Annotated in this window: 6 protein-coding genes; all 6 read left to right on the top strand. The window is 49.0% G+C overall.

The features are described from left to right. Window positions 1-1,167 carry a beta-aspartyl-peptidase gene (iadA, locus tag KAH19_RS01350; protein WP_246869390.1) on the top strand — a complete coding sequence of 389 codons (1,167 nt, stop codon included), beginning with the start codon at window positions 1-3 and terminating at the stop codon, window positions 1,165-1,167. A 310-nt stretch (window positions 1,168-1,477) separates the two neighbouring features. Continuing rightward, a complete protein-coding gene (rpoB, locus tag KAH19_RS01345; RefSeq protein ID WP_210684811.1) occupies window positions 1,478-5,293 on the top strand; it encodes a DNA-directed RNA polymerase subunit beta in 3,816 nt (1,271 codons plus the stop codon). A 20-nt stretch (window positions 5,294-5,313) separates the two neighbouring features. Next, window positions 5,314-9,429: a DNA-directed RNA polymerase subunit beta' gene (rpoC, locus tag KAH19_RS01340; RefSeq protein WP_246869389.1), complete on the top strand. Its 4,116-nt coding sequence runs from the start codon at window positions 5,314-5,316 to the stop codon at window positions 9,427-9,429. Window positions 9,430-9,496: 67 nt separating this feature from the next. Then, complete coding sequence (locus tag KAH19_RS01335; RefSeq protein WP_210684810.1) at window positions 9,497-9,889, top strand: hypothetical protein; 393 nt, start codon at window positions 9,497-9,499, stop codon at window positions 9,887-9,889. A gap of 108 nt (window positions 9,890-9,997) precedes the next feature. Then, the gene (locus KAH19_RS01330; protein ID WP_246869388.1) at window positions 9,998-10,663 is read left to right on the top strand and encodes a response regulator transcription factor; all 666 of its coding nucleotides are present in this window, start codon (window positions 9,998-10,000) and stop codon (window positions 10,661-10,663) included. Then, entirely contained in the window at window positions 10,653-11,936 is a 1,284-nt protein-coding gene (locus tag KAH19_RS01325) for a cell wall metabolism sensor histidine kinase WalK (protein ID WP_210684808.1), read from the top strand. The genes KAH19_RS01330 and KAH19_RS01325 overlap by 11 nt, the downstream gene beginning before the upstream one ends. Window positions 11,937-11,986: the final 50 nt, after the last annotated feature.

Raw genomic sequence — 11,986 nt, 5'->3', positions numbered from 1 at the left:
GTGACAATTTTGATTAAACTTATTAGAAACGCTGATGTTTACGCACCTGCTCATCTTGGCAAAAAAGATGTGCTGGTTATTGCAGATAAGGTAGTGCGTATTGCTGATAAAATTGAAGGCTACGAAGGCATGCCTGAAGTAGAGGTATTTGATTTTAGCGGTAAAAAACTGCTGCCCGGTTACATTGATATGCATATGCACATCACCGGCGGCGGCGGTGAGCAGGGCCCTGCTTCCCGCGTACCAGAAGCAATGCTGAGCCAGATTACCAGCTGCGGTATTACAACTGTTCTGGGCCTGCTGGGTACGGACGGCGTAACAAGAAGCGTAGAAAACCTGGTGGCTAAGGCACGCGCACTGACGGAAGAAGGCATTACTGCCTACTGCCTGACCGGTGCTTACGGAATTCCTTCGCCGACCATTACAGGCTCTATCGAAAAAGATATTATGATGGTTCCGCCTATTATCGGTACCAAGATTGCTGTCAGCGATCATCGCAGCTCTAATCCTCAGGGACCTGAGCTGATTGAGGTTGCTACCGCAACCCGTCGCGGTGGCCTGCTGGCTAATGTTGCCGGCCTGGTAACCATGCACATGGGCTCCGGTATCGGCAAGCTGGACCCGCTGTTCTACGCATTGGACCATGCCGATGTTCCTGCAAAGAACTTCCTGCCTACTCATATGCTGCGTACTCGCGAGCTGATGGAAGAGGGCGCAAAGCTGGTACGTCGCGGTGGTTATTTCGATATGACTGCCGGCAGCACTGACGAGGATATGGAAATCGGCGCAGAGCAGATTATGGAAATCCTGAGCTGGGAGGGCATGAGCACCGACCATCTGACGATGAGCAGTGACGCTTTCGGCTCTCAACCTAAGTTCAATGAAAACGGTGACTGCATCGGTCTGACCTACTGCTCTCCTAAATATCTGCATCTGACTATCAAGAGTCTGGTGCGTCGCGGTCTGCCGTTGGAGGAGGCTATCAAGCTGCTGACCTCTACACCTGCCGAGCTGCTTGGCAAAACCGGTGTTAAAGGCTGCGTTGCAGTCGGCGCGGATGCTGACCTGCTGGTTCTGGATGAAAACCTGGATATCGACGCATTGTTTGCTAAAGGCCAGGTTGCATTGCTGGATAAAGAGATTGTACTTAAAGGACGCTTTGAATAAGCTGCGCCTATGCGAATACAGACACACCATCTTCGGTGTGTCTGTATTTTTTTGACAAAAATCTTGACAACTTGCGTAATTTATGATAACATATCATACTACATCATTATTATTTTTGCAGGTGTAAATTTTGACAACAAATACTGCCGGGTCAGTGGTTGAACGGCGTATCTTGCTTATAATGAAAGATGAGGCAGATCATCGAAGACAACTGACAAGGTCCTTGTGGTAAGAACCTTGTTGTTTTTTTTGTCACGCATGATTCGCCGAGTTTAGTGTGCTGATAATACAAGAAGGGGTGAGGAATTACATGTTTAAACCGGTTCCAGTAGGTGATAGGACTCGGTATAGTTATGCAAGAATCAATGAAATTTTGGCAATGCCTCATTTGATTGATATCCAGAGAAAATCCTACGAATGGTTCGTTCAAAAGGGCCTCATGGAGATTCTGCATGACATTTCTCCTATTAAAGACTTTGCAGGTAATCTGGAGCTTTCCTTTGAAAGCTTTGAATTAGGAACTCCTAAATACAGCGTTGAAGAGTGCAAGGAGAGAGATGAATCCTATTCTGCACCGATGAACGTTAAAGCACGCCTGATTTTCAAAGACAAGGAAAAAGGCGAAATTAAGGAATCCTCTGTATTTATGGGCGACTTCCCGCTGATGACCGATACCGGTACCTTTGTTATCAACGGTGCTGAACGTGTTATCGTCAGCCAGCTGGTGCGTTCTCCCGGCGTTTACTATAGTGTAACTATGGATCCCAGCGGTAAGAAGATTTACGGTACTACTGTAATTCCTAACCGTGGCGCTTGGATTGAATATGAAACTGACATTAATGATATTATTTCTGCTCGTGTAGACCGTACCCGTAAGGTTCCGGCAACCGTGCTGCTGCGTGCTCTGGGCTTGTCTTCCAATGATGAGATCCTGGCTTGCTTCGGCAATCATCCTGCGCTGCTGGCAACTCTGGAAAAGGATACTACCACTAACAGAGATGAAGCTATGCTGGAGCTTTACAAGAAGCTGCGTCCGGGCGAGCCTGTTATTCTGGAAAACGCCGTACAGCTGATAGAAAACACCTTCTTCGACAGCAAGCGTTATGACCTGGCTAATGTTGGCCGTTATAAGCTCAACAAAAAGCTTGGCTGGCGCAACCGCCTGAGCGGTACCGTACTGGCTGAGGCTATTGCTGATGAAGAAACCGGCGAAATTATCCTGCCGGCAGGCACTAAGATGACCGATGAAAATCTTGATAAGATTGCAGAAAGCGGTATTTATAACGAACGCGGTCTGCGTGCTGTCAAGATTCAGAACCATGAAGAAGAGATGCTTCTGATGTTCACCACCGGTATCGATGAAAAAATGCATACCGTTACTAATGAGGATGTATTTGCTTCCTTTAACTATTTGCTGAACCTGATGGATGGCCATGGCACCGGCGATGATATTGACCATTTGGGCAACCGTCGTGTACGCTGCGTTGGCGAATTGCTGCAAAACCAGTTCCGTATCGGTCTTTCCCGTATGGAGCGTGTAGTAAAAGAACGTATGACCATTCAGGACAACGAGGTTATTACCCCGCAGGCTCTGATTAACATTCGTCCTGTTGTTGCTGCTATTAAGGAATTCTTCGGCAGCAGCCAGTTGTCCCAGTTCATGGACCAGAACAACCCTCTGGCAGAGCTGACTCATAAACGTCGTCTGTCTGCCCTCGGCCCCGGCGGTCTGTCCCGTGAGCGCGCAGGCTATGAAGTCCGCGACGTACACAACTCCCACTATGGCCGTATGTGTCCTATCGAGACGCCTGAAGGTCCTAACATCGGTTTGATCGGTTCTTTGTCCACCTATGCTGTTATCAATGAATACGGCTTTATGGAAACTCCGTACCGTGTTGTTGATAAAGAAAATAAACGTGTAACTGAAGAAATCAGATACATGACTGCTGACGAAGAAGATAAATATATCGTAGCACAGGCCAACGAACCGTTGGATGATGACGGTTACTTCCTGGGCGAGCGTGTTACCGCCCGTGCTAAGGATGATGTCCTCTCCATTACTCCGGATAAGGTTGACCTGATGGACGTTTCTCCTAAACAGGTAGTATCTATCGCAACCGCGCTGATTCCGTTCTTGGAGAACGATGACGCTAACCGTGCTCTGATGGGTGCGAACATGCAGCGTCAGGCTGTACCTCTGCTCTGCACTCAGGCTCCGATTATCGGTACCGGTATGGAATACAAGGTTGCTTCCGACTCCGGTGTCTGCGTTCTGGCTAAACGTGCCGGCGAAGTTATCCGCGTAGTAGGCAACGAAATCCGTGTACGTGCAGAAAACGGTGAAGTGGATGTATATCCGCTGCTGAAATTCAAACGTTCCAACCAAGGTACCTGTGTTAACCAGCGTCCTATCGTCTTCAAAGGCGATAAGGTTACCGAAAAGCAGATTCTGGCTGACGGCCCGGCTACCGATCACGGCGAGCTGGCTTTAGGTCACAACGTAATCGTTGCTTATATGCCTTGGGAAGGCTATAACTACGAGGATGCTGTTCTGCTGAACGAGGATCTGGTAAAGGCTGATATCTTTACTTCTATCCATATTGAAGAATATGATTGCGATGCTCGCGACACCAAGCTTGGTAAAGAAGAAATTACCCGCGAGATTCCTAACGTATCCGACGAAGCTTTGAAGGATCTGGATGAGCGTGGTATTATCCGTATCGGTGCCGAAGTACGCCCCGGCGATATTCTGGTAGGTAAGGTTACTCCGAAAGGCGAAACCGAGCTGACTGCAGAAGAACGTCTGCTGCGTGCAATCTTCGGTGAAAAAGCACGTGAAGTACGTGACAGCTCCCTGCGTGTACCGCACGGCGAAGCAGGTAAGATTGTCAGCGTTAAGGTATTCAGCCGTGAAAACGGCGATGATCTGCCGCCGGGAGTAAACGAACAGGTTCGTGTACATATTGCCCAGAAACGTAAGATTTCCGAAGGCGATAAGATGGCAGGCCGTCACGGTAACAAAGGTGTCGTTTCCCGTATTATGGCACGTGAGGATATGCCTTTCCTGCCGACCGGTGAACCGGTACATATCGTACTGAACCCCCTGGGCGTACCTTCCCGTATGAACATCGGACAGGTACTGGAGAACCATCTGGGCTGGGCAGCACGTGCGCTGGGTATGGAAATTGATACTACCAACCTGGCAGCTAAGCTGAATGCCGTTGAAAAAACCGGCGCAGCAGAAGGTACTCCGGAATTTGAAGCAGCCTTCAAGGAAGAGCTGGCTAATTCCGAAACCGCTAAGAAATTAGAGCATTACGGCTACGATTATGAAAAATATGGTATGCCGGAAACTGTTGAAATTGATAAATTCGGTGGCAAGAGCGTAAAAGCAGTACAGATTTCCGTACCTGTATTCGACGGTGCGCATGAGCAGGATATTGCTGATGCACTGGAGCTTGCAGGCATTGATAAAACTGCTAAGACCACTCTGTATGATGGTCGTACCGGTGAACCCTTCGATAACCCTGTTACCGTTGGTCTGACCTATTACCTCAAGCTTCACCATTTGGTTGATGATAAGATCCATGCCCGCAGCACCGGCCCGTACTCCTTGGTTACCCAGCAGCCGTTGGGTGGTAAAGCACAGTTCGGCGGCCAGAGATTCGGTGAGATGGAAGTTTGGGCGCTGGAAGCATACGGCGCTGCTTACACCCTGCAGGAAATCCTGACTGTTAAGTCCGATGACGTTGTTGGCCGTGTTAAGACCTACGAAGCAATCGTTAAGGGCGAAAATGTACCTGATCCTGGTATTCCTGAATCCTTCAAGGTACTGGTTAAGGAATTGCAGTCCATCGGTCTGGATATCAAGGTTCTCAACGAGGACGAGGAAGAGGTTTCCTTGCGCGACGATGAGGATGACGATATTGCAACCACCGCTCGCGAGGTTGATTTAGACATCAACGGCCAGGTTGTTGAAAACGCACCTGAAAAGCCTGTTGATGATTATGCTGATAATGACGCTACCGAGGATGATAGTGATTCTGGGGATATCATTGCTGATATGGGTAATTTCACTATTACCGATAATCCCGATGGTGACTTAGATGATCCGACTAATATGTAAGAGAAGGGAGCGAATGATTCTTGATCGACGTAAATAATTTTGTGTCTATGCGTATCGGTTTGGCTTCTCCGGACCAGATTAGAGCCTGGTCCTACGGCGAGGTAAAAAAACCCGAAACCATCAATTACAGAACCCTGAAGCCGGAACGGGATGGCCTGTTCTGCGAAAGAATCTTTGGCCCTACTAAGGATTGGGAATGTCATTGCGGCAAATATAAACGCATCCGTTATAAGGGTATTATCTGCGACAAGTGCGGCGTTGAAGTTACCCGCAGCAAGGTTCGTCGTGACCGTATGGGTCACATCGAACTGGCTGCGCCGGTTTCCCATATCTGGTACTTTAAGGGTATCCCAAGCCGTATGGGCTTGATTCTGGATATTTCTCCGCGTAGCCTGGAAAAAGTTTTGTATTTTGCAAGCTTCATCGTACTTGACCCCGGTGAAGGCACTGACCTGGTTAAAGGCCAGCTGCTGACCGAGCCTGAGTACATGGAAAAACGTGATAAATATCCTGAAGCAGGCATCCGTGTAGGTATGGGCGCACAGGCTATTAAAGAGCTGCTGGAAGCTATTGATCTGGAAGCTTTGACCGAGCAGCTGCGCCATGAAATGAAGGAGCTGAGCGGTCAGCGCCGTGTACGTGCCATCCGCCGTCTGGAAGTAGCTGAAGCGTTCCTGAAATCCGGCAATCGTCCTGAATGGATGATTATGGATGTAGTTCCGGTTATTCCGCCTGAACTGCGTCCTATGGTACAGCTGGATGGCGGTCGTTTCGCAACCTCCGACCTGAATGATCTGTATCGCCGTGTTATTAACCGTAACAACCGTCTGAAACGTCTGCTGGAGCTGCATGCGCCCGATATCATTGTCCGCAATGAAAAACGTATGCTGCAGGAAGCAGTAGATGCTTTGATTGATAACGGCCGTCGCGGCCGTCCGGTTACAGGCCCCGGCAACCGTCCTCTGAAATCCTTGTCCGACATGCTCAAGGGTAAACAAGGCCGTTTCCGTCAGAACCTGTTAGGTAAACGTGTTGACTATTCCGGCCGTTCCGTAATCGTTGTAGGTCCTGAGCTGAAAATGCATCAGTGCGGCCTGCCGAAGGAAATGGCTCTGGAGCTGTTCAAACCCTTCGTTATGAAGCGTTTGGTAAACAGCGGTGAAGCAACTAACATTAAGAGTGCTAAGCGCATGGTAGAGCGTGCTACCAACGCTGTATGGGACGTTCTGGAAGAGGTAATCAAAGAACATCCTGTACTGCTGAACCGTGCACCGACTCTGCACAGACTGGGCATTCAGGCTTTCGAGCCTATCCTGTCCGAAGGCCGTGCTATTAAGCTGCATCCTCTGGTATGTACCGCTTATAACGCCGACTTTGACGGTGACCAGATGGCTGTCCATCTGCCGCTTTCTGTTGAGGCTCAGGCTGAAGCACGTATGCTGATGATGTCTGTAAACAACATCCTGGCACCGAAAGACGGCAAGCCTGTTGCTGTTCCTACCCAGGATATGGTTTTGGGCTCCTACTATCTGACTATTGAAAAGACCAGCAAGGATGACCCGAACGTTAAGGGTGAAGGAACCCGCTACAGCAGCGTGGACGAAGCTCAGCTGGCTTACTTCCACCATGCGGTAGATCTGCAGGTACCTATCGAGGTTTATATTCCCAACAGCGAAATCTATGATGAGGAAAAGGGTGCAGCTGTCGGTGAAACCGGTATGTCCCTGGTAGTTACAACTGTAGGTAATACTATTTTCAATGGCGAGCTGCCTTTGGAAATGCGTTACTATCATAAAGAAAAAGATCAGGTTGTTGAGAAGCGCCTGGATGCTTCCGGTAATGTTGTGGAAACAACTGTTGAAGTTGAACGTTGGCATCTCGGCAAGCTGATTGACAAGAAAGAATTGGGCAGACTCGTTGCTAAGGCTCACAAGCTGTACGGCAACCTGCGTACTGCCGAGATTCTGGATATTGTTAAGAAAATGGGTTACGATAATGCTTGTAAATCCGGTATTTCTATCGCAACCTCCGATATTCAGATTCCTGCTGAAAAAGAAGTTATTCTGGAAGCAACAGAGCATGAGGTTGATAAGGTTGAGCGCCTCTTCCGCCGTGGTTTGATGAGCGATGACGAACGTTATCGTAAGGTAATTGACCTGTGGAACGAAGCAACCGATAAGGTTACCGATAAGCTGATGAAATCCACCATGAACAAGTTCAATCCTGTTTCCATGATGGCTGACTCCGGTGCCCGCGGTAACAAACAGCAGATTCGTCAGCTGGCCGGTATGCGTGGTTTGATGGCCGATCCTTCCGGTCGTATCATTGACCGTCCTATCAAATCTAACTTCCGTGAAGGCCTGACCATTTTGGAATACTTCATTTCTTCTCATGGTGCTCGTAAAGGCTTGGCCGATACCGCACTGCGTACCGCTGACTCCGGTTACCTGACTCGTCGTCTGGTTGACGTTGCACAGGATGTAATTGTTCGTGAGGATGATTGCGATATCGTTGGTATGAACCTGGTTAAGGAACGCAGCCGTCTGAGCAAGGCTGTTCTTGGTGCAAGCCAGAACAAAATCCGCGAAAAGGTTATGGGCCGTACCCTGGCTTCCGGCGTACTTGATGAAGAAGGTAACCTGATTGCTGAAGCAGATACCAACATCACCGAAGAGCTTTTTGCTAAGCTCAACGATGCAGGTGTTGAAGAAATTAATCTCTATTCCGACGAAGATATGAATGGTGAGGATATCGAAAATGTCCGCATCAACATCAGCGATACCTTTGCTCATAATGTGCTGAAGGAAGCAATGATGCATAACTTCAACGGCAAAGAGATAGCAGCAGATATTGTTAACGGTGCAGGCGAGGTGCTGGCACATACCGGCGAAACTATGACCGAAGACATTATTAACGCTGTTCTGGCTGACGGTACCGTTAAGGAGCTGCGTATCCGCAATAACGAAATTGCCGGCATTGAGGTTGAGGCAATTACCGAAGGCAAAAAAGAGAAAACCATCATTGAAACCCTGCATGACCGTATTATTGGCCGTAACCTGGCTGAGGATATTCTGGATGAAAACGGTGAAATTCTTTATCATATCAATGAATATGTTACCGAGCCTATGGCAGAACGTATCTGCCAGCTGCGTGAAAAGGTTAAAATCCGCAGCGTACTTACCTGTAAGGCTAAATTCGGCGTTTGCCGCAAATGCTATGGCCGCAACCTGGCAACCGGCAAGAACGTTGATGTTGGTGAGGCAGTCGGCACTATTGCCGCACAGTCCATCGGCGAACCTGGTACTCAGCTGACCATGCGTACGTTCCATACCGGCGGCGTTGCAGGTGCAGACGATATTACCCAAGGTCTGCCTCGTGTCGAGGAGCTGTTCGAAGCACGTAAACCGAAACATCCCGGCATTCTGTCCGAGGTTGCAGGTCACGTACACATTACCCAGGAAGGCAACAGCCGCAAGGTAACCGTAATGGCACTGGATGGCGAAAACCAGGAATACCAGATTCCTTATGGCGCTAAGCTGTCTGTTGTTGAGGGTGAGGAAATCGCTAAGGGCGACCGTCTGACCGAAGGTTCTCTTAACCCGCATGACGTACTGCGTATCAGCGGCGTGAAGGCTACCCAGAACTATCTGGTATCTCAGGTAGTAGGCGTTTATAAGTCTCAGGGCGTAGATATCAACAGTAAGCACATCGAGGTTATGGTTCGCCAGATGATGCGCAAAATCCGCATCGAGGAATCCGGTGACACCACAATGCTGCCGGGTGAAGACGTTGATGTGGCAGAATTTGAAGAGCAGAATACCGAGATGCTGGAAGCAGGCAAGACTCCTGCAGAAGGCCGTGCTATCCTGCTGGGTATCACCAAAGCTTCTTTGGCTACCGACTCCTTCCTGTCCGCTGCTTCCTTCCAGGAAACCACCCGCGTACTCACCGATGCCGCTATCAAGGGTAAGGTTGACCCGCTGCTGGGCCTGAAAGAAAACGTTATCATCGGTAAGCTGATTCCGGCAGGTACCGGTATGAGCCGTTATCGTGATATCAAAGTTAAATATAATGTTCCGATGCCCGAAGTTGCAACTGCTGAAACCGCAGCAGAAGAAACTCCCGATAAGGAATAACGTATAAGCAAGCGCGCCTCAAAGCCTCAAGCTCTGAGGCGCTTTGCTCTTTAAGGAGAACTATTTTATGCTGATAAAAAAATTCCCTGTTCCCTGCCGCGTTGATTATGTTCCTTCTCCCTATGAGCCGGATGAGGACGGCGTGCAGGATGTCGGCTATTATAACGGCAAGCTGAGCGATGGCCGTGCCTATAGCCTGGAATGCTGGCGTATGGATGATATGCTGATGTTGACAGTAATGTTTTCCGACCGCTGCCTTGAAGGCTACAGACGTGAGGATATGGCGCTTTTGCTGGAGCTGGAAGATATCGTATGCTTTACCGGTACCAGCCGTAAGCTGCAGGCTACACGCACGGAGGATGACTGCGGACAGACTGTATGGGCCATTAATATAATGCTGGCAAATAAAAAAGGCACCTATGCGGAAATTGTTCCGTCATTGAACAGATATATCATGTAAGACAATCGCTGCTGAAGGCAAAGCTTTGGCAGCGATTTTTTCAGTTAAAATTAATTTTACATGCCTATACTGCATTATGATACAATAGCAGTAACGGAGGCGGAAGCAATGAAGATTTTATTAGCTGAGGATGATATAAATTTAGGCAAGCTTTTAAGCATGCTGCTGAAAAAACAAAATATAACTGTGAACTGGGTACAGGATGGCGAGGCTGCCTACGATGCTGTGTATGCCGACGGCTATGATGTGCTGGTATTGGACTGGATGATGCCGCTTTTAAGTGGCCTTGACCTGTGCAAGCGCCTGCGTGAAGAAGATTATCAGGGGAAAATATTGCTGCTGACGGCAAAGGATACATTGGCGGATAAGGTAGAGGGATTAAACAGCGGTGCGGACGACTATCTGGTAAAGCCTTTTGAGCTAGAGGAGCTGGTGGCACGTCTGAACGCTCTGTGCCGCCGCCAGGGACAGTACAGCGCGGAAAAGCTGTGTTACGGTGTTTATACTTTGGAAAGCTCTACCTATTGCCTGGCATACGGTGAACGCCGTGTGGAGCTGCGCCCGCGTGAATTTAAGCTGCTGGAGCTGCTTTTGCGTAACCGCGGGCAGGTTATGCCGCGTGCGGTGCTGCAGGACCGTATCTGGGGCATTGACAGCAATGTGACGGACAATAATCTTGACGTGCATATCCGTCTGCTGCGTAAAAAGATTATGGAGCTGAACGGAGAAGAGTTAATTAAAACGATGCGGGGCGTGGGCTATTATGTGGAATAAGCCTTTTGAAAAGCTGCGCCGACGCATGACCTGCTTATATGCGGCAATCTTCGGCGCGTTGATTTTGGTTATTGTGGCTGCTGCCTATACCTTTATCTGGTGGGAAATATTGGCGCACGAAAAGGAAAATCTTGTAACGCAAATTTACCATGAGGGCGAAGAATGGGTAGAATCGGAGGAGGCTCCCTGCTCCGAAGCAGCTATCCGCAGCGGGAAAATGCTTGCATACTTTGTGAATGCAGATGGCTCGAAGGTAATTTTAAACCAGCTTGGAACAGGTGAGGCAGGGCAGGAGCTGATGAGTCATAAAGATGATTGGCCGAAAGAGCTGAATACAGCGCGTCTTTTGCGGATGCATGGAGCAAACGGTGAGCGTTATCGTTATTTGGCTGCGGTTGCTCCTGTTATTGATGGTGATAAGCAGGTTGGCAGGCTTTATATGTTCAAGAATATGGAGTTTTATTACCATGCTGCTTATAAAACATTGTTTTTGCTTTTGTGTATTGCCCTGGTGCTGTATTTTGCCGCCTGCTATTTCGGCTATTGGCTTGCCGGCAGCAATATACGTCCGCTAAGCAATATGTATACCAAGCAGCAGCAGTTCACGGCAGACGCTTCGCATGAGATGCGCACACCGCTTGCCGTTATGAAGCTGGCTGTACAGGGACTGCAGGAGGATGAGGACAGCAGGCTGAGTGATTTCGCTAAAGAGTCGGTAGCAATGCTGCAAAGCGAATCTGAAAGACTTAGCCGTCTGACGGAAAATCTTATGACACTGGCACGCAGTGACGAGGATTTTCTGCCGGTGTATACTGCGCAGGTGGATATGACGGCAATGTGTAAAAAGGTTGCAGCGCAGATGACGCTTTTGGCAGCGGAAAAAAGGCTGCAGCTGGAGCAGGCCATTCAGGATAATCTGATAATGCTGGGGGATGAAATGGCTTTATCGCGCCTGCTGATTATTTTGCTGGATAATGCTATGAAGTATTCACCGGAGCAGACGCAAATTACTCTGCGTGCAGCCAAGGTGAAAACGCATCTGGTACTGGAGGTACGTGATGAGGGCTGTGGCATCAGTGACGAAGATAAGCAGAAGATTTTTGACCGCTTCTTTCGTGTGGACAAGGCTCGCAGCCGCAGTCAGGGTGGTCTGGGCTTAGGCTTGTCGCTGGCGTTGGCTATTGTGCGGCAGCATGGCGGCAGCATCAAGGTTCTCGACAACAAGCCGCGGGGAACTATCATGTATGTGAAGTTGCCGACGGCTGCAAAGTAATTATTAGGCTTTCTTATAAGCTGAATTTAAGATGAATACCCCTTTCAGTA

The sequence above is a fragment of the Phascolarctobacterium sp. Marseille-Q4147 genome (genome assembly GCF_017968825.1).
Taxonomy (GTDB): Bacteria; Bacillota; Negativicutes; order Acidaminococcales; family Acidaminococcaceae; genus Phascolarctobacterium_A.
This window is presented reverse-complemented; position numbering and strand designations above follow the sequence as displayed.

Coding starts and splice junctions, on each gene's coding strand:
- rpoB (WP_210684811.1), top strand. CDS start 1,478: ATGTTTAAACCGGTTCCAGTAGGTGATAGGACTCGGTATAGTTATGCA.
- KAH19_RS01335 (WP_210684810.1), top strand. CDS start 9,497: ATGCTGATAAAAAAATTCCCTGTTCCCTGCCGCGTTGATTATGTTCCT.
- KAH19_RS01330 (WP_246869388.1), top strand. CDS start 9,998: ATGAAGATTTTATTAGCTGAGGATGATATAAATTTAGGCAAGCTTTTA.
- KAH19_RS01325 (WP_210684808.1), top strand. CDS start 10,653: ATGTGGAATAAGCCTTTTGAAAAGCTGCGCCGACGCATGACCTGCTTA.